The sequence below is a fragment of the Rathayibacter sp. VKM Ac-2927 genome, from assembly GCF_022815525.1.
GTDB lineage: Bacteria > Actinomycetota > Actinomycetes > Actinomycetales > Microbacteriaceae > Rathayibacter > Rathayibacter festucae.
Map to the genome: position 1 here is coordinate 788861 of NZ_JALGRT010000002.1, position 18746 is coordinate 807606.

An 18746-nucleotide genomic window follows, 5' to 3' on the forward strand; every position below is an offset into this window, starting at 1 on the left:
ATCCGGCGGACGGGGGGGGTCAGGCGGTGCGCAGGGGCGTGCGGCGGGTCGCGGACCACCAGAGCGCCGCGCAGCCGAGGACGACGGCGCTGCACAGGGCCATGACGGTGCGCGGCTCGAGGAGCAGGATCCCGAGCGAGACCAGGGCCTGGCTGAGGGCGATCGCGAGCATGGCGATCATGGTGTCGACGGCGAAGACGCGGCCGCGCAGGTCGTTCGCGGTGATCGACTGCAGGCCGTAGCCGCTGAGACTCGCGTTCATGCTGCCGCCGATGTGGGCCAGCAGGACGAGGGCGATCGCGAGGACGACCGAGGTGCTGATCGACACCAGGGCGTAGCCGAGGCCGAAGAGGAGCACGGCGGCGACGATTCCGCCGCGGAGGTCGGGCGAACGCTCCGCCACGGACCGCGCGACGCGGGGCCCGATCACGGCGCCGACGCCGCGCGCGGCGAAGAGGAGACTCGCGGCGACGGCGGGGTCCGCCGCCATCGTCAGAGCGAGCGCCGGGAAGAGCGCGATGGCGCCGTTGCCGAGGTGGCTGCCGGGCTTCGCCAGCAGGAGGGCCGGGATCCGCCGGTCGGAGCGGCAGAAGGCGGCGACCTCGCGGACGTCGCGGGCGAACCGGGCGAGGCCTCCGCGGCGGCCGGCCTCGCGCCCCGCCCCCTGCCCCGCCCCGCGCTCGGTGCCGCGCGCCGCGGGCAGGCCGAGCAGCAGCAGCGCGGAGAACCCGTAGGCGCCGGCAGTGATCGCGAAGCAGAAGTGCGGCGAGACGAGCGCGGAGGCGATGCCGCCCAGGGAGGCGCCGAGCGCGAGCATCACTCCCCAGACCGAGTTCAGCCCGGTGCTCGGGACGAGCAGGCTCTCCCGCGGCACGATCTGCGGGACGATCGCGTTCACGGCCGGGGTGAAGAACGCCTTGCCCGCCGCGAGCAGCGCGAAGGTGAGCACCGCGAGCCACACCGTCCCCGCCGACTGCAGCAGGAACAGCGGCAGCACGGCGAGCGCCGACCCCGCCTGCGCGACGACCAGCACCGTGCGGCGCGACGTGCGGTCGACGAGCCCGCCGGCCCAGAGCGAGAGCACGGCGATGACCGCGGTCTCGGCCGCGAGCAGCAGCGCGCCGAGGGCGCCGTCGCCGGTGAGGCGCTGGAGCAGGACGATCAGCGGGATCATCGTGAACCAGTCGCCGCCCTGGCTGACGATCTGGGCGAGGAAGACGCGGCGGTAGTCCGGGTTCGCGCGCAGGATCCGCCGGACGCTCTCGCGCGCGGTCGTCATCGCGGCGGGGTCCGTCCGGTCGGTCATCGGGCGTCTCCGTCGGCGTCGCTGGGGTGCGGCCGGAGCTCGACGGCGAGAGTGAGCACGGTCCCGGTGCCGAGGTCCAGGCGGTGGACGCCGCTCGGGAGGGAGCGCAGCCTGGGGACGCAGACCTCGGCGAGGATCGAGCGCGTGCCGAGGACGGTCCGCTTCTGCTCCGAGCGCAGGACCAGCTCGGTCGAGAGGGTCGCGTTCACGATCTGGCAGCAGTCGGCCGGCACGGTGACGACGCGGCTCGGCTCGGTGCAGATCAGGACGACGCCGACGTCCGTGCGGAGCAGGAGCACGCCGTCCCGGTCGCTCTCGCGGTGGGCGCCGGCGCCGTGGTGCAGGAGCGCGCGGTACCAGCGGTGCACGCGGAGGAGGCAGACGCGCTGGCCCGGATCGAGCGCGGTGAGGTCGCGTCCCCAGGCGGGGACTCCCCCGGCGACCATCCGCAGGGCGATGACGCACACCTCGGCGGGCGACGCCGAGCGGGGGAAGGTCTGGTAGTCGTTCAGCCCCGGCATCCCCCGGGCCTGGAGGTGGTCCATCCGCACGAGGTTGGTCCGCGACGCGTACGGGGAGTCGCCGCCGCGCACGACCGAGCCGAGCCCGGCGATGGCGGCGGTGGCGTGGTCCTGCTTCATCTCGACGACGACCGGCCGCGGCTGCGCCTCGGTGATCGCCGCGCACTCGGCGAGGACGCGGTGCAGTCCGACGATCGTCGAGCCGAGGTCGTGCGCGTGCTCGGGGGACTCGCACTCCTCGGACGGCAGCCCGTCGAAGAGGTCGTACGTGACGCCGTCGAAGGGGTGGCGCCGGAAGAGGTCCCGCACGACGTCGACCATGACCCGCCGGGCGCGCTCGCTGCGGAAGCACAGCGAGGAGAACATCGCCGGGTTCAGGATCGGGGCGCCGTGCGCGTCCTGGACGAGGAGGTCGCCGACCCGCCCGAAGGCCGCGGAGGCGGGACCGACGGCGTGCGGGGCGCACCAGATGATCACCCGGCTGCCGAGCGCGTGGATCGACTCGATCAGCCACGGCAGGTCCGGGTACTTGACCGGATCGGGGGTCCAGTCGCCGATGTCCATCGGCACGTCGTCGCTCGAGTCCCGTCCGCGGCCGAACCAGCCGTCGTCGATGACGATGTTCGGGATCCCCAGCTCCGCGGCGAGGCGGGCGTTCCGCAGGACGAGCTCCTGCGTGACGTGCTCGGAGCTCCAGTCGACCCCGGTGCACCAGTAGGGCTCGAGCGCCTCGGGGCGGGTGGAGTAGCGCACGTCCAGGGCCAGCCGCTCGCAGGCGGAGAACCGCCGCAGCACCGAGCGCCAGTCGGCGTGCTGCGACGCGGGGAGGACGGCGATCCAGAACCGGTGCACGGCCTCGCCGTCGGCACCGGCCTCCGCGGTGTCGGCGAGGTGGAGCAGCGTGAACTCCACCCGGAGCCGGCGGAAGTGCACGTTCAGCGCCCGGTTCGAGGCGGGCTCGTGCAGGGTGATGTCCATCTCCGTGGGCGCGGCGATCACGCCCACGCCGTGGACGCCGCCGCCGAGCCGCTCGAAGACGTAGACCGGCGTCTTCAGCGAGTTCGCGCGGACCTGCAGGTCGCCGCTGAAGCGCCACGCGGAGACGGGGTGGCTGCTGTTCATGTGCCAGCGGCCCGTGTCCGGGACGACGACGTGGTCGAGGGTGTCGAGGGTCGTCGTGTAGACGACGCTCACGTCGCGCAGCCCGGGGCGGGCGGGCAGGCGGACCTCGAGCAGCTCGTCCGCGGCGCCGGTGAACCGCCAGCCCGTCGGGACGGGAGTGCTGTCCGCGACGACGAGGCGGCCGTCGCCGGTCGCGACCAGCACGGCGCGGAATCCGACGGACGTCCCGTCGAGGCGCCGGGCACGGACCTCGACGCTGCCGGCCGCGGTATGCCGGGCCGTGCTGTCGCTGGATCCCACGGTGCGCTGCTTCCTTCGTCGGCGGTGCCCGGCGGAGTCGGCGGCGCCGCGACGATCCGTGACCGTTCACGGAGCGCAGGGCCGCCTCGTACCGCGACACGGTGATCCGCGCCGTTCAGGGCATGGTGACGTTAGCATTCGAGCGCGTGCGATGAGTACCCGCGGGATCGGGGAGGGGCGCGGCGGGGGCGGGGCGCCGGTGTCGGGAGGGCGGTGTCGGGAGGGCGGTGTCGGGAGGGCGGGCGATCCCGGCCCGGGGTCAGCGCGCGGTCGCGACGATGTCGCGGAGGGCCTCGCCGAGGTCGGGGTGGGCGAAGGTGAAGCCGGCCTCCTCGAGGCGGCCGGGGACGACCCAGCGGCTCTTGAGCAGCAGCTCGGACTCGGTGCGCAGGGCGAAGGTCGCCGGCTCGAGGACGAAGCGCGGAGCGGGCAGGCCGATCCGCCGGCCGACCGCGGCGCGCAGGAGGCGGGAGAGCTCGGTGTTGTCGCTCGGGTTGGGCGCGGCGAGGTTCACGGGGCCGTCGAGGGGCTGCTCCTCCGGGCCCTGCTCCTCCAAGAACCGGATCGAGCGGTAGACGTCCTCGACGTGGATCCAGCTGAAGTGCTGGCGTCCGTGGGTGGGGCGGTACTCGTGGTGCACGCCGGCCGCGCGCCGGGCGCGGGTGGCCGGCCAGCGGCCGTCGAACTGCGGGCCGCCGAGGCCGAGCCGGGCGAGCTTCAGCAGGATGCCGGTAGCCGGGCCGTCGCCGAGCACGATCGTCATCCGCAGGGCGAGGCGGCGGACGCCGGGGGTCTCGCCGGCGAAGAACGCCTTCTCCCAGGCGCGTGCGACGTCGACGGAGAAGCCCTCGCCGAGCACGCCGTCCCGCTCGGTGTTGGCGCGCTCCTCCTCGTGGCGGTAGATGGTGGCCGTGCTCGCGTTCATCCAGACCGGCGGCGGGGTCGCGGCGGCCGCGGCGGCGCCGTGCAGCTCCGTCGTCGTGTCGATCCGGGAGCGCAGGATCTCGGCGCGGTTGGCGGCGGTGTAGCGGCAGTCGACGCTCTTGCCGGCCAGGTTGACGAGGAGGCGGGCGCCGTCGATGGCCCGCGTGATCGCGGCGGTGTCGCCCCAGCGGGCGTCGGGGCCGGAGCGGCCGATCCGGCGGACGGTCCAGCCGTCGGCCTCGAAGCGGCGGGCGAGGTCGGTGCCGAGGAAGCCGCTCGCTCCGGCGAGGACGACGACGGGGCGCGCGGGGTCGGGCATGCGTTCATCGTGCCGCATGGCGGGCGTTCGTCGCGGCTCCGGATCCTCAGAGCTTGCGGGCCGCCGCCAGCGCGCCGGCGAGGCGCTCCGGGAAGCCGGGCGGGACGTCCTCGGGCAGGGCGTCGACCGGCCACCAGGCCAGGGCGTCGCTCTCGTCGCTGACGGCGAAGGGCTGCGCGGGGTCGGCGATCGCGCCGTAGCCGATGTCCCAGTGAGTGCTGCAGCGGCCGAAGCCGCCGCCGAGACCGTGCCGGTCGAGGTCGAGCGGGACGTCGCCGAGCAGGGTGAGGGCTGGCAGGCCGCTCTCCTCGCGGACCTCGCGCTCCGCGGCGGCGGGGACGGAGGCGTCGGCCGGCTCGACGTGCCCGCCGAGCTGCACCCAGAAGCGGCCCTTGCGGTGGTAGCAGAGCAGGACGCGGTCGAGGCCGGGCGAGAGCACGAAGCAGCTCGCGGTGACGTGCTCGGGGCCGCCGTCCCGCTCGAGCGCCGCGTCGCCGTGCTCCGCGAGGAAGGCGAGGTACTCGTCCCGGAGCCCGGCGAGCGCCGCGGGCGCCGCCCACTCCGCCAGCTCGATGCTCAGCCTGCCTCCACGCGCGTTCTCCACCCGCACGAGCGTAGGCGTACGCCCCCTCCCGCGGTGCGCGTGCAGCCCGCAGTTCGCGAGATGCCACTTATGACGGCGACACGCCGAGACGGGGGCTCATAAGTGGCATCTCGCGGGGCGAGCCGGGGGTGCGAGCCCCGGCGGCAGTCCGCGAGATGCCACTTCGGTACGCGACACGCCGAGTGAGCCGTACCCAAGTGGCATCTCGCGGGGAGGGCCCGGGGTGCCCGTGCGGCCGCAGCCCGCGAGATGCCACTTACGAGGGCGACACGCCGAGACGGGGGCTCACAAGTGGCATCTCGCGGGAGGGGGGTCAGACGGCCAGGCCCGAGAGGCCCTCGCGGTCGACGCGGCGGTGGAAGCGCATGCCGGCGAGGCCGCCGAGGACGGCGCCGACCAGGGAGACGACCAGGGCGGCGAGGACGGTCACGATCGCGGTGACGGTGGCGTCGCCCGCGTCGAGCGGGATCTGCGGGAAGCCGCTGACGGCGGAGAGGATCTGGCTGCCTCCGGTGAGCGCGGAGACGATGCCGACGACGATCGCGACGACGACGGCCCAGGCCCAGACCGCGACGCCCTGCTTGGCGCCGCTGAAGCGGGCCATCCGGCCGGCGACGTAACCGCCCGAGTAGTAGGCGACCAGCAGGATGACGAGCAGCGCGATCGCGCCGACCCAGCCGAAGGCGGCGGGGTCCGCGGCCAGGTCGGCCGTGACGTCCTGCGTGCCGACGACGGCCGCGCCGATCGCGGTGACCAGGGCGGTGAGGATGACCGCGAGGCCGGTCGCGGCGAGCCAGCCGAAGAAGGCGCAGCCGATCTTGAGGCCGCCGAAGCGGTCCTTCTCGCGCTGGTGGATGTCCTTGCGGGCGGCGGTGCGGGCCTTCGCGGCCTCCGCGGAGTCGGGGTCGACGGGGGCGCGGTGCGCAGCGGGCTGGTCGTCGGGGGCGGTGGTCGCGGTGGCGCCTGTGGCGGTCGAGGCGGTGCTCGTCGTGTCGAAGCGGGTGGTCGCGTCGTGGTCGGCGCCGCTCGGCTCGCTGCGGAAGCGGTCGCTGCGGTCGGGACCGGTGCTGTCGGAGCCGGGGCCCCGATCGGTGGGCGTGCTCATGTCGGCCTCCTCGTGCGCCCCGGTGCGGAGCGTCGGCTCAGTCAACTCCCCGGCGGCTCCCGGTGTCTCGGGCTTGACGGCGCGGATCGACGGGCGGCTCGGGTGCCGGCGGGGTCGTCGCCTCCTGCTGATCGAGTAGCCCGCGAAGCGGGCGTATCGAGATCCACCGTGGTCGGCAGGTGGGGTCTGCAGAGCCCGACTGCTGGTGACGGTGGGTCTCGATACGCCCCTGCGGGGCTACTCGACCAGCATGCAGGGGGGGCTGCTCATCAGAGCGGAAGAAGGCGTCAACCCCGTGGCGCGGCGGGGCGCGAGCGGCTTGCATGGGAGGACCGACCCACGACGAGAGGGAGCACCATGACTCCGGAATCCCCCGAGCAGACCCCGCCTGGCACCGAGGCCGAGCTGACGCCGAAGGCCGACCACGGCGAGACCAGCTACCGCGGCTCCGGCCGCCTGAGCGGCAAGGTCGCCCTGGTCACCGGTGCCGACAGCGGCATCGGCAAGGCCGTCGCGATCGCGTTCGCCCGCGAGGGCGCCGACGTCGCGATCTCGTACCTGAACGAGCACGAGGACGCCGAGGACACCGCGAAGTGGGTGCGCGAGGCCGGCCGCGAGGCGCTGCTCCTCCCCGGCGACCTGCAGGACCCGGCGCACTGCCGCTCCGTCGTCGCCGAGACCGTCGAGAAGCTCGGCCACCTCGAGGTGCTCGTCAGCAACGCGGCGTTCCAGATGAGCCGCGAGGAGGTCACCGACATCCCCGACGAGGAGTGGGACCGCACCATCGCGACCAACATCAGCGCCTACTTCCACCTCGTGAAGTCCGCGCTGCCGCACCTGAAGAGCGGCGCCTCGATCATCGCGACGAGCTCGGTGCAGTCCGACCAGCCGTCGTACCAGCTGCTGCCCTACGCGGCGACGAAGGCCGCGATGCTCAGCATGACCGCCTCGCTCGCGCAGGCCCTCGGCGAGAAGGGGATCCGCGCGAACGCGGTCGCCCCCGGCCCGATCTGGACCCCGCTGATCCCGGCGACCATGCCGCCGGAGGCCGTCGCCTCGTTCGGCGAGCAGGTCCCGCTCGGCCGCCCCGGCCAGCCCGCCGAGGTCGCGCACGCCTACGTGCTGCTCGCCTCGGACGACGCCAGCTACATGAGCGGCTCGACGATCGCCGTCACCGGCGGGAAGCCGATCCTCTGAGCACCGCCACGCGGAGCCTCCGGAGCGCCGCTCACCCGCAGGAACGTGCGGTAGGTTCCCGCGGGTGAGCGTCCACATCCGCAGCATCGAGACGGCCGTCCCGCCCACGGTCCTGCACCAGCCGGAGCTCCGCGACCTCTTCGCCGCGCAGCCCGCCGTCACCCGCCTCGGCTCGCGGCTGATCGGCGCGGCCTTCAACGCCTCGGGGATCGACACCCGGCACACGGTCGTCGACGAGCTGGACGGCGAGGAGCGCGACGGCGAGAGCACCTTCTACGACGCCCGCTCCGGTCTTCTGCTCGACCCGGGCACGGCCGCGCGCAACGCCGTCTACACGGCCCGCGCTCCGGAGCTGTTCGCGCAGGCGGCCCGGCGCGCGCTCGAGGCGGCCGGCTTCGCGCCGGACGAGGTCACCCACGTGGTCACCGTCTCCTGCACCGGCTTCTACGCGCCCGGTCCCGACTACCAGCTGGTCCGCGCGCTCGGGCTGCGCGTCTCGACGCAGCGCTTCCACCTCGGCTTCATGGGCTGCTACGGCGCCTTCCCCGGGCTCCGCGCCGCCCGCGCGTTCTGCGAGGCGGACCCGTCGGCCGTCGTGCTGGTCGTCGCGGCGGAGCTCTGCAGCATCCACCTGACCAGCTCCAGCGACGCGGAGCAGATCGTCGCCACCTCCGTCTTCGCCGACGGGGCCGCCGCCGCGGTCGTCACGGCCCGCGCACCCGAGCCGGGCACCGCGGTGCTCGACATCGACGAGCTCGACACGACCCTCACCCCCGAGGGCGAGGACGAAATGGCCTGGACGATCGGCGACCACGGCTTCACCATGCGGCTGAGCACCTACGTGCCGTCCATCATCGGCACGAACATCACCGCCGCGCTCGAGCCGATGCTCGGCCTCGGCGGGGTCGGCGCCGCGGACGTGCAGCGCTGGGCCGTGCACCCGGGCGGCCGGAGCATCCTCGACCGCGTGCAGTCGGCGATCGGCCTCTCGGACGAGCAGATGCGGCCCTCGCGCGAGGTGCTGCGGACGGTCGGGAACATGTCGAGCGCGACCGTGCTGTTCATCCTGCGCCGCCTGCTGCACGGCGAGGCAGCCGACGGCGAGCGGATCGGCGCGATGGCGTTCGGACCCGGGCTGACCGTCGAGATGGCGCTGCTGACCAAGCGCGGCGGGGCGTGAGCGCCCACGCGCCGCTCGTCCCCGACCTCCGGCACCGGGAGACGGACGCGCAGGAGCTGATGGACGATCCGTCCTGCGACCGCGCCCTGCTCGACGCGACCTATGCGCGGTTCGGCACGGTGAACCGGCTCGTCTCCGGCTGGCGGCGGCTCTACCGGACCCGGCTGCGCCCGCTGTTCCGGAGCGAGGAGCCCCTGCGACTGCTCGACATCGGCTCGGGCGGCGGCGACATCGCGCGCTCGCTCGCCGACTGGGCGCACGCGGACGGACTGCGGCTCGCGATCACCGCGATCGATCCGGACGAGCGGGCGTTCGCCTTCGCGACGTCGACGCCGGCGCCGGCCGGGCTCGAGTTCCGGCGGGCGAGCAGCGCCGACCTGGTGGCTGAGGGTGCTCAGTACGACATCGTGACGTCGAACCACCTGCTGCACCACCTGCCGGCGGAGGCTCTGAGCGCGCTGCTCGAGGACAGCGAGCGGCTCGCTCCGCGCGCCCTGCACAACGACATCGAGCGCTCGCGGCTGGCGTACACCGCGTACGCGGCGGCGACCCGGCCGATCGCCGCGGGGTCGTTCCTGCACTACGACGGGTCGCTGTCGGTGCGGCGGAGCTACACGGCGCCGGAGCTGCGCGTGCTGGCGCCCGAGGGCTGGCGCGTGGAGCGGGCGGCGCCGTACCGGCTGCTGCTGGCGCGCGGATAGCGGCTCGCGGGCCGGGCGGCCGACGGCGGGAGTCGGGGTGCGCGCGGGCTAGCGGTGGGGGCGCTCGACGTCGTCGCCCGGCGTGCGCTCATCGGGGCCGTGCGAGCGGCGGTACTGCCAGCCGGCGAGGGCGAGGATCAGCACGCCGCAGAGGACGGTGATGATGTCCGGCACGGAGACCCCGTCGCCGAGCGAGCTGATGCCGGCGCCGAGGAGGAGGACGCCTCCGATGAGGTAGAAGATGACTCGCGTTTTCATGGCCTCGTCGCTTTCGTCCGCCGGAACAGGCCCTGCGATGCTACCCGGTCGCGCCGGACGGCGGCCGGGCGCGGTCCTCGCTGCGGGGGACGTCCTCCGGCACGCGGGGTCGCCTCCGGCACGTCGGAATGCGCCGATTCCGCGAGCCCGGGGTGGAATCGCGAGCCGAACGTCCCCGTGCGCGCGAGCTCCGGCACGCGGAAACGCCTCCGGCACGCTGGAATGCGCCGAGATCGCGAGCCCAGGGCGGAAGCGCGAGCCGAACGTCCGAGCGGAGTGCGTCCGGGACGCGAGAAGGTCACCTCGTCAGGGCGGACGCTCCATGCTGATCGAGTAGCCCTCGCGGAGGGCGTATCGAGATCCACCCGCGTCGAGAGGACGAGTCTGCAGACCCACCCTGCTGGGGACGGTGGGTCTCGATACGCCCCTGCGGGGCTACTCGACCAGCATGGGGTTCGCAGAGGCCCTCGGCGAGAAAGCGGCACCCCCTGCGGGGCTACTCGACCAGCATGGGGTTCGCAGAGGCCCTCGGCGAGAGGGCGGCACCCCCTGCGGGGCTACTCGACCAGCATGCGGATGAAGCGACCCTCGACTAGGGGGCGCGGCCCGGGCTGTCAATGGGGCATCGGCGTGTCTGTCCGTCGATTCCGCGTGGAGGGGCTCCACCGGTTACCGTCCCCGAGGAGCTGTCCGCCGTGGGCGGCTCGCACTGACGAAGGGCGCCCGTGGCCACGCTGACCTATGGACCGCAGAATCTCGAGATCGAGTTCGAGGAGCGGGTGCTCGCCCACCTCAAGGTCGCCGTGCTGTCGAAGCTGCGGCGCAACGAGGCCTTCTCGCTCTCCTGGACCGAGGACGCCTCCACCGGCCACGGCCGCAGCTCGGTCTGGCTGCACCCGTCGGTGCCGCTGCACTTCCGCTTCGCCGAGACGCACCAGCCCAAGCTCAACCGCGCGTGGATCGAGCAGATGCTGAGCGTCGCGAGCATGCACGGCGAGCTGTCCGTCCTCCCGGAGCCCGAGGAGTCGCGGCAGGGCTGAGCCCCCGGCCGCCGTGCCCTTCCGCGGTGCATCCGTCAACCCCACCCCCCGTCCCAGGGTCGCGTCGTAGCGTCTGAGGACAGTGACCGGGCGGTTCTCCGTCGGTCGCGACCACGGACGGAGACGACGATGACCGATACCGCGCGAGCAGTCGCAGCACCCACCCTGACCGGGACGGGAGGCTCCCTGCGCAAGGACGAGCCGATCGCCGTCCGCCACGCGCCCGATTCCGCCTCCACCGCCTCCCAGCCCGTGCTCGGCTGCCGGATCGACGTGAGCGGCCGGATCTTCACGGTCGAGCTCGAGATGGCCGGCATCTTCCTGCGGCAGGTGCGCCGCACGCTCCGTGACGGCGACAGTGCGCTCGTCCTTCTGCGGCACGTCGACGGGATCGAGATGATCCCCTTCACCCGTGCGACGCCGTTCGAGGTGTCCGACATCGTCTGCCCCGAGGGCGTCGAGCCCGTGCAGGCGCGGATCGACGAGGGACTGCGCGCCCGCTAGGACTGCCGCGGCGCGGGGTCGATCCCGCGCGGCCGTTCGATCGGATCCGCGCAGCCGCCGCGATCAGGCGGAGAGCGACGCCTCGATCAGCTGGACGATCCGCGGGTCGTCGGGCTCGACCGTCGGGCGGAAGCGGTGCACGGTGCCGTCCGCGGTGATCAGGAACTTCTCGAAGTTCCACTTCACCTTGCCGGCCTTGCCCGCCTCGTCCTCGGTCTTGGTCAGCTCCGCGTAGAGCGGGTGCGCCGAGCGTCCGTTGACCTTGACCTTCTCGAACATCGGGAAGGTGACGCCCCAGGTGGTCGAGCAGTACTCCTTGATCTTGTCGGAGTCGCTGAGCTCCTGCAGGAACTGGTTGCTCGGGAAGCCGAGCACCGTGAAGCCGCGGTCGCCGTACTGCTTCTGCAGCGCCTCGAGCTTCTCGTACTGCGGGGCGAGGCCGCAGCGGGAGGCGACGTTGACGATGAGCTTCACCGGCGCGTAGTCGGCGAGCGTCGACGCGGATCCGTCGATCGTGGTGAGCGGGATGTCGGTGATCGTCTCGGGCACGGGGGCTCCTTGTCGAGGAAGTGGGGTGATCGTCAGGCTATCCAGTGCAGCCGTGCGCGGGCCGCGAGACACTCCTCCACACCGCCGCCCTCGCCGCGATCCTCCCCCGTCGGCGCAACTCCCTCCCCGGCGGCGGACGGGCGACGCCACCATGGAGTCATGACCCCCTCCTCGCAGCAGCTCGTGTCGGTGGGTGGGCGGCGCCTGCGGCTGACCAACCTCGACAAGGTGGTCTATCCGGAGGCGGGGTTCACCAAGGCCGACGTCCTCTCCTACTACGCGTCCGTCGCCTCCGCGATGCTGCCGCACCTCGCCCGGCGGCCGGTGACGCGCAAGCGCTGGGTCGACGGGGTCGGCACTGCGGAGGAGCCCGGCGAGGTCTTCTTCGAGAAGAACCTGCCCTCCTCCGCGCCCTACTGGCTCAGCCGGACGAAGCTCGCGCACTCGTCCCGCGACGTCGAGTACCCGCTCGTCGACGACGTCGCCGGGCTGACCTGGCTGGCCCAGCAGGCGGCGCTCGAGCTGCACGTGCCGCAATGGCGGGTCGGCTCCGACGGCGAGCGGCGGCCGCCGGACCGGCTCGTGCTCGACCTCGACCCCGGCGAGGGGGCGGGGCTGGCGGAGTGCGCCGAGGTGGCGTTCCTCGCGCGCGACCTGCTGGAGGGGATGGGGCTCGAGCCGTTCCCGGTGACCAGCGGCAGCAAGGGCATCCACCTGTACTGCCCGCTGGACGCCTCCGCCTCGAGCGATCAGATCTCCTCGGTCGCGCACGAGCTGGCGAAGGTGCTCGAGGCCCACCACCGCGATCTGGTCGTCTCCGACATGAAGAAGACCCTGCGCGAGGGCAAGGTGCTCGTCGACTGGAGCCAGAACAGCGCCGCGAAGACGACCATCGCGCCGTACTCGCTGCGGGGCCGGCTCCTGCCGCGGGTCGCGGCGCCGCGCTCGTGGGAGGAGATCGGGGCGGCAAATCTGCGGCATCTGGCTCCTGACGAGGTGGTCGAGCGGCTGCGGAGCGACGGCGACCTGCTGCGCCCGGTGCTGGCCGCGCGCGGTGCGGGGCTCGAGCCGTCGCCGGAGCGGATGGCGGGCTTCGCGGCGACCGACGCCTCCGCCGACCGGCTGGCCGCCTACCGCAGCATGCGCGACGCCTCGAAGACGCCGGAGCCGGTGCCCTCGCCGGGGGCGGGGATCGCGACGTCGGGAGACACCTTCGTCGTGCAGGAGCACCACGCGCGACGGCTGCACTACGACTTCCGGCTCGAGCACGACGGCGTCCTGGTCAGCTGGGCCGTGCCGAAGGGTCCGCCGCTGGACGGCGATCCGAACCGGCTGGCTGTGCAGACGGAGGACCACCCGCTCGAGTACGCGACCTTCGAGGGCACGATCCCCGCGGGCGAGTACGGCGGCGGCGAGGTGCGGATCTGGGACGAGGGCACCTACGCGCTGGAGAAGTGGCGCGAGGGCGAGGAGGTGATCGCGGTGCTGACCGGCCGGCCGGACGGCGGGCTCGGCGGCGAGCCGCGCCGGTACGCGCTGCTCCACACCGGGGCGAAGGGCGGCAAGGGGGACGAGAAGAACTGGCTGCTGCACCTGATGGCGCCGGGGGCCGCGGCGCACGGGGGACAGTCACACGGAGGGAAGGCGCACGGGCGCGGGGTCGGGGTGCGGAAGGGCGGGGGGTCCGGCGGGGCGTCGGGGTCCGGGGCGGCGGGGTCTGGAGCGACTACGCCGTCCAGCTCTCCGATCGCGGAGGCCGCCGCGTTCCGGCCGATGCTCGCCACCGCCGGCCGGGCGGCGGACATCCCCGGGGACTCCGCGATCGAGATGAAGTGGGACGGCTACCGCGCCCTGGTGCGGGTGTCGGGCGGAGCGGTGACCCTGACCAGCCGCAACGGCAACGACCTCACGGCCGCATTCCCCGATCTGCTGGATCCGATCGCCGAGGCGGTGGCGGTCGACTGCGTGCTCGACGGCGAGATCGTCGCGATCGACGACCGCGGCCGGCCCGACTTCGGCCGGCTGCAGACCCGCGGCGGCCTGACCAAGCCGCGCGAGATCGAAGCGGCGGCGCGCGCGACTCCGGTGCACCTGATGCTCTTCGACCTGCTGGCGATCGACGGCACGGAGGCGATCGGCCGCCCCTACGACGAGCGCCGCGCGGCTCTGGAGCAGCTGGCGACCGAGAACGAGCGCGTGCACGTGCCGTCGGTCTTCGACGGCGACCTGGAGGAGGCGATATCGACGAGCCTCGCGCTCGGCCTGGAGGGCGTGGTCGCCAAGCGCCGGGACGCGGCCTACCGGCCGGGCGTCCGCTCCGGCGACTGGGTGAAGCTCACCCATCACCGCGTGCAGGAGGTGGTGATCGTCGGCTGGCGCGAGGGCGAGGGCGGACTCGTCGGCTCGGTCGGCTCGCTGCTGACGGCACTCCCCGGCGACGACGGCCTGGTCTACTCCGGCCGGGTGGGCAGCGGCTTCAGCGACCGCGAGCGTCGCGGCCTCGTCGACCGCCTCGCCGAGCACGCCACCGACGAGCCCGCAGTGTCCGTCCCGCCCGCCGAGTCCCGCGGCGTGCACTGGGTCGAGCCCGTCCTCGTCGGCGAGGTCCGCTACCGCGAGCGCACCTCCGGGGGCACCCTCCGCCAGCCCGTCTGGCGCGGCTGGCGCGCCGACAAGTCCGCGGCGGAGGTCCGCCTGGAGTGAGCAGGTTGATCATGACATTCGATCGGTTGACTCACCCGGCAGGGGAACACCCGAGAGGGCTTGGTCGACTAAAAGCTAGCACTCCGAGCGGACTTCTGGTCAAGAACCTTTCGCCGTACTCAAGCCTACGATAGAGTCGCAACACAACGACTTTTCGGAGAAGCGCATGCCAAAAATTAGCGGAGCCACTCGCCATTCCCTAGCCCGTTTGCTTGAGCAAGAACGTCACGCCGTGATCGACGGTCTATTTCAGCGCTTCGACGTAGAACCCTTCAGCCACGACTTGACAATAAATCGCCTCAAGAAGACCAATCACTTGATTGAGGAACTCAGCAAGCGAACAAGTGGGCCCTCTACTTTGATGTCCCTAATCAATTATGTAGGTAGTGACAGCGCCGGAATGTCTTCGCTTCGTCGAGGGAGTGTAGCGTCGAAAGATTTTTACGATTCATTGGATCGGGATTTAGCGGAAGAAGCCAAGCCTAGCAGTTCAGAAGTTAAGGCCGATAGAGTACCGACTTCAGCAACTACTCCCTCAGATACTCGTCAGCCAGCTACGGCGAGTGCTCGTTCAACCGACTCAGCTCCTGGCGGCCCTCAATCCAAGGGGGCGTCGGCGTACCAATCGCCCTCCCCAGGCAATTCGAACCTAAGCTTTGACAATTTAGCGCGACGATCGGTCTTCATCGTCAGGGGTCGCGATGCCGACGTTCATGCCAGCCTCGCCTCCTTCTTAAAAGCTCTCGACCTTCGCGTCATCACTTGGGAGGCAGCAGCGCATTTAGCCGGCGGAGGAAGCCCTCTGACATTAGACATTGTACGGGCGGGCATTGCAGCCGCGGACGCTGTTGTCGTGCTCCTCACTCCAGACGATGAAGGACGAGTGAAAGCAGAGTTCAGCGAGGCGACAGACGACCCGCGGGAAGCCTCCCTATCAGGTCAAGCTCGGCAGAACGTAGTTTTCGAAGCCGGATGGGCAATCGCAACTAAGCCGAATTCGGTAATATTGGTAAAAATAGGTGACGTGCGACAGCTCAGTGACATTCACGGCCTCAACTACGTTTCTCTCACCAATGACATATCCAGTCGTAGAACCTTGATTGGGCGCCTTCGATCATCTGGGCTTGCGGTAGACGCCGAGAATGACGACTGGCGCTCAGCAGGTAGCTTCCCGGAGGGATGACAAGTCGCACGATTGCCGCATGTGACATTACCTTCCGGACGAAGCATAAGCCGGTTCGCAATACTCACCTTGCCCGACACTTTTCCTTCGAGTAGTGGCCGGACTTCAACTCCAACCGAGCGGCGTCTGGAGGGGCGGTACTCAGTCGAGGCGGACGCCGCGGAGGAGGACGAGGGTGGAGCCGACGGCGACGCCGGTGCCGATGAGGACGCCGCCCGCGCCGGCCGCGGCGGCGATGGTGCCGAGGAGGGTCGGGAGGGCGATCAGGCCCATGCAGTTGCCTGCCAGGCGGAGGGAGAGGGCGCGGCCGTGGCGGTCGGCGGGGGTGCGCTCGATCAGCCAGGACATGGTGATCGGCTGGCCGATGCCGAGCCCGAGACCCAGCAGGGCGACGGCGACGAAGAGCAGCGCGGTCGGAGCGGGCAGGGCGGTGAGGATCAGGCAGACGGCGGAGACGACGATGCCGGCGACCATCACGCGGGTGCGGCCGAAGCGGGAGGTCGTGGCGCCGAGCAGGAGGCGGGAGGCCATCGAGGCGAGAGCGCGGACGGTCAGCAGGGCGCCGACCACGCCCGCGGGCAGGCCGCGCTCGGCGCCGAGGGCGGGCAGGTAGACGACGGTCAGGTCGACGGCGGCGACGACGGTCGCGCTGGTGAGCAGGGCGCGGGCGAGACCGGGGATCCGCAGCAGGCCGAGCGTCGAGCCCTCGGACGGGGCCTCGGCGGTGGCACGGGGTGCGGGGCGGGCTATCGCGGTGGTGACGGCGAGGAGGAGGACGGCGAGCGCACCTCCGACCAGGAACAGCGGGGCCGGGTCGGGGCGGACGGCGCTGCCGGCGAAGACGGGGATGAACGCGGGGCCGATCGCCTGGCCGAGGGACGCTGCGAAGGTGTAGTAGCCGAAGCGGCTGTCGAGGCGGGTGCCGGCCGCTCCCCCGGCGACCACGGCCTGCTGGCCGACGACGCAGCCGAGGTGGCCGGCGCCGAGCAGGGCGGTGCCGCAGAGCAGGCCGACGAGGCCGCCGCCCGCGAGGAGCAGCAGGCCGGCGGCGGCGATCGTCAGCAGTGAGCCGCAGGCCATCACGAAGCGCGCGCCGACCCGGTCGACGAGGCCGCCGACGGGCAGCGCGATCAGCAGCGGCACCACCGCGAACGAGGCGCCGAGCGCCCCGAGCGCCCAGGCCGGCACGTCGAGCTGGATCGCCTGGTAGACAGCGGCCGGCCGCAGCAGGAAGGCGACGGCCTGGATGAGCACCGCATGCGCCAGCAGCGCGCCGGTCGAGAGAGCCTGGCGGTCCGGCACGGCGCTCCCTCCCCTCGACGGGCGATCGCCCGCCGTCCATCCTGGCGCACCGTCGGACGGGAGCCCGCGCAGACTATCGACGGCCCCGATGCGGTGAGCGAGGAGCTCGTTGGACTGAGTCGGCTCCCGCGGGCAGAGAGAGGCCGCGATCCGGCGCGAACGGCTCCTTCGGCGGGGAGGCAGCAGCCGGTGGTGACGGATCGGGCGACACGGAGGGGCGGGCAGGAGCGTGGCCGTCGGCGGGTCAGCGGTCGAGCGGCTGCGGGAGCGGCTGGGCGTGCTCCGGCAGGACGCCGAGGTGGTGGCGGCCTCGGAGACGGAACCAGGCGAGGCCGACGGTGACGACGAGTCCGACGACGATCAGGGCGATCCAGCGGAGGGGGCCGTCGCCGTAGACCTCGGTCCGGGGCCAGGCGAGGTTCACGGCCATCGCGGCGCCCCAGAGCACGGCGACGATGTTCACCGGCCGGCCGAGGCGGCCGAGCGAGAAGCAGCCGGCGGGCGCGTCGGCGGTGGGCCAGCGGCCGCGGAGGCGGCGCAGCAGCAGGGGCACGGTGACCAGGAGGTAGGCGAGGTAGATCAGGATGACGGCGACGCTCGTCACGGCGGTGAAGATCTCGGGTGTGCCGATGTTGACGACGAGGATCAGGACGGCCAGCACGCCGATCAGGACGGCAGGGGCGACCGGGGTGCGGCGGCGCGGGTCGACGCGGGCGAGCAGGGCGCTGCCGGGCAGGGCGTTGTCGCGGGCCATCGCGAAGACCAGGCGGATGCCGGCGGTGTGCACGGCGAGGGCGCAGACGGTGATCGCGACCACGATGCAGCCGAGGAACACCGAGCCGAGCGGGCCGCCGAGAACCTGGAGGACCACGAGCTGCAGGCCGCCGGACGGGGAGCCGAGTGCGGGGTCGGCGAGGTCGGGGGCGGCGAGGAGGCCGAAGAGGATAATCAGGCCGCCGAGCACGAACGAGGCGGTGATCGCGCGGAGGATCGCGGTCGGGGCGGTGCGCCGGGGGTCGACGGTCTCCTCGCCGAGCGAGCCGGCGGTGTCGAAGCCGTACATCACGTAGGCGGAGGCGATCGCGGCGATGAGGAACGCGCCGAGGTAGCCGCCGGGGACGCCCTCGCCGCGGCCGGCCGTCTCGAGGACGACGCTCGGTGGGTTGACCGCATTGGCGGCGAGGACGACGACGAGCAGCACCGCGGCGACCAGCTCGATCAGCACGCCGACGCTGTTGATGCGGGCCATCAGCCGCACGCCGATCGCGTTGACGCCGGTCGTGAACGCCACCAGGATCGCGCCCCAGAGCACCGCGCTGACCCCGGCGCTCGTGCCGGTACCGTCGCCGACCAGCTGGAAGCCGCGCCAGATCTGCGGGAGCGTGCTCTGGTAGGCGAGCACCACGGCGGCGAGCGAGACGACGGAGGCGAGCGCCATGATCCAGCCGGCGAGCCAGCTCACGGTGGGGCCGGCCAGGCGCTTGCTCCAGTTGTAGACGGAGCCGGCGACCGGGTAGCGCGCGGCGAGCTCGGCGAAGCAGAGCGCCACGGCGAGCTGGCCGGCGAAGACCATCGGCCAGGACCACCAGTAGGCGGGGCCGCCGTTCGCGTAGCCGAAGGAGAAGAGCTGGAAGGTGCCGGTCAGGATCGAGATGTAGCTGACTCCCGCGGCGAAGCTGCCGAAGCGGCCGATGCCGCGGGTGAGGGTCTGCCGGTAGCCGGACTCGGCCATCCCGTCGTCGGACATCGGCGCCTCCATGCACGGGGTCGGGCGCGTGCCCGGCCAGGATGGCAGGCGCCGGCGGGAGGCGGGGTGCGGAAGCACGGAAGGGGGGTGGGGGCGGGTGGTGATGGGGCTGGGAGGAGAGGTCGGGCGCCTCTGCGCCTGGGCGGCGGGGTCTCGATACGCCGCTGGCACGGCTGCTCGA

At 72.6% G+C, this 18746-nt stretch carries 16 protein-coding genes; 7 read left to right on the forward strand and 9 right to left on the reverse strand.

All coding sequences use genetic code 11. From position 1 onward, the window contains the following. Positions 1-19: 19 nt before the first annotated feature. The 5 genes from MT353_RS08760 to MT353_RS08780 all read right to left on the reverse strand — a co-directional run bounded on the left by MT353_RS08760 (position 20) and on the right by MT353_RS08780 (position 6201). Positions 20-1306 (reverse strand): MFS transporter, encoded by a 1287-nt coding sequence (locus MT353_RS08760; RefSeq protein ID WP_243624170.1) that lies wholly within the window; start codon positions 1304-1306, stop codon positions 20-22. After that, positions 1303-3249 (reverse strand): alpha-galactosidase, encoded by a 1947-nt coding sequence (locus MT353_RS08765; RefSeq protein WP_243624171.1) that lies wholly within the window; start codon positions 3247-3249, stop codon positions 1303-1305. The genes MT353_RS08760 and MT353_RS08765 overlap by 4 nt, the downstream gene beginning before the upstream one ends. Positions 3250-3508: 259 nt before the next feature. Continuing rightward, positions 3509-4492: an epimerase gene (locus MT353_RS08770; RefSeq protein ID WP_243624172.1), complete on the reverse strand. Its 984-nt coding sequence runs from the start codon at positions 4490-4492 to the stop codon at positions 3509-3511. 46 nt (positions 4493-4538) lie between these two features. Beyond that, on the reverse strand, positions 4539-5096 hold the full coding sequence (locus tag MT353_RS08775; RefSeq protein ID WP_243624173.1) for an NUDIX hydrolase: 558 nt from the start codon (positions 5094-5096) through the stop codon (positions 4539-4541). A gap of 313 nt (positions 5097-5409) precedes the next feature. Next, a complete protein-coding gene (locus tag MT353_RS08780) occupies positions 5410-6201 on the reverse strand; it encodes a hypothetical protein (protein ID WP_243624174.1) in 792 nt (263 codons plus the stop codon). Positions 6202-6558: 357 nt separating this feature from the next. Between MT353_RS08780 and MT353_RS08785 the strand changes: the two genes are divergently transcribed. From MT353_RS08785 to MT353_RS08795, 3 genes are all read left to right on the forward strand, one after another. Further along, positions 6559-7398 carry an SDR family oxidoreductase gene (locus MT353_RS08785; RefSeq protein ID WP_243624175.1) on the forward strand — a complete coding sequence of 280 codons (840 nt, stop codon included), beginning with the start codon at positions 6559-6561 and terminating at the stop codon, positions 7396-7398. Between the two features lie 64 nt (positions 7399-7462). Beyond that, positions 7463-8578, forward strand: a complete 1116-nt coding sequence (locus MT353_RS08790) for a 3-oxoacyl-[acyl-carrier-protein] synthase III C-terminal domain-containing protein (RefSeq protein ID WP_243600720.1) — start codon at positions 7463-7465, stop codon at positions 8576-8578. Then, positions 8575-9279 carry a methyltransferase domain-containing protein gene (locus tag MT353_RS08795; protein ID WP_243600721.1) on the forward strand — a complete coding sequence of 235 codons (705 nt, stop codon included), beginning with the start codon at positions 8575-8577 and terminating at the stop codon, positions 9277-9279. Before MT353_RS08790 ends, MT353_RS08795 begins: the two co-directional genes overlap by 4 nt. A gap of 48 nt (positions 9280-9327) precedes the next feature. Here the strand turns inward: MT353_RS08795 and MT353_RS08800 are convergent, their stop codons facing one another. Then, a complete protein-coding gene (locus tag MT353_RS08800) occupies positions 9328-9537 on the reverse strand; it encodes a hypothetical protein (protein ID WP_123706287.1) in 210 nt (69 codons plus the stop codon). Between the two features lie 725 nt (positions 9538-10262). Here MT353_RS08800 and MT353_RS08805 point away from each other — a divergent pair. Together MT353_RS08805 and MT353_RS08810 are read left to right on the forward strand one after the other, a co-directional pair. Continuing rightward, the gene (locus MT353_RS08805) at positions 10263-10577 is read left to right on the forward strand and encodes a hypothetical protein (RefSeq protein WP_243616181.1); all 315 of its coding nucleotides are present in this window, start codon (positions 10263-10265) and stop codon (positions 10575-10577) included. A gap of 129 nt (positions 10578-10706) precedes the next feature. Continuing rightward, the gene (locus tag MT353_RS08810; protein WP_243600722.1) at positions 10707-11081 is read left to right on the forward strand and encodes a hypothetical protein; all 375 of its coding nucleotides are present in this window, start codon (positions 10707-10709) and stop codon (positions 11079-11081) included. Positions 11082-11144: 63 nt separating this feature from the next. Here MT353_RS08810 and MT353_RS08815 read toward each other — a convergent pair whose 3' ends face one another. Continuing rightward, a complete protein-coding gene (locus MT353_RS08815; RefSeq protein ID WP_243600723.1) occupies positions 11145-11630 on the reverse strand; it encodes a glutathione peroxidase in 486 nt (161 codons plus the stop codon). 159 nt (positions 11631-11789) lie between these two features. Between MT353_RS08815 and MT353_RS08820 the strand changes: the two genes are divergently transcribed. Together MT353_RS08820 and MT353_RS22115 are read left to right on the forward strand one after the other, a co-directional pair. Then, positions 11790-14333 carry an ATP-dependent DNA ligase gene (locus tag MT353_RS08820; RefSeq protein WP_243624176.1) on the forward strand — a complete coding sequence of 848 codons (2544 nt, stop codon included), beginning with the start codon at positions 11790-11792 and terminating at the stop codon, positions 14331-14333. Between the two features lie 400 nt (positions 14334-14733). Next, positions 14734-15516: a TIR domain-containing protein gene (locus MT353_RS22115; protein ID WP_374204702.1), complete on the forward strand. Its 783-nt coding sequence runs from the start codon at positions 14734-14736 to the stop codon at positions 15514-15516. 141 nt (positions 15517-15657) lie between these two features. On the opposite strand, the gene MT353_RS08825 is transcribed toward MT353_RS22115, so the two are convergent. Together MT353_RS08825 and MT353_RS08830 are read right to left on the reverse strand one after the other, a co-directional pair. Continuing rightward, complete coding sequence (locus MT353_RS08825) at positions 15658-16818, reverse strand: MFS transporter (protein WP_243624177.1); 1161 nt, start codon at positions 16816-16818, stop codon at positions 15658-15660. Positions 16819-17062: 244 nt separating this feature from the next. After that, positions 17063-18565: an APC family permease gene (locus MT353_RS08830; RefSeq protein ID WP_243624178.1), complete on the reverse strand. Its 1503-nt coding sequence runs from the start codon at positions 18563-18565 to the stop codon at positions 17063-17065. Between the last annotated feature and the right edge of the window lie 181 nt (positions 18566-18746).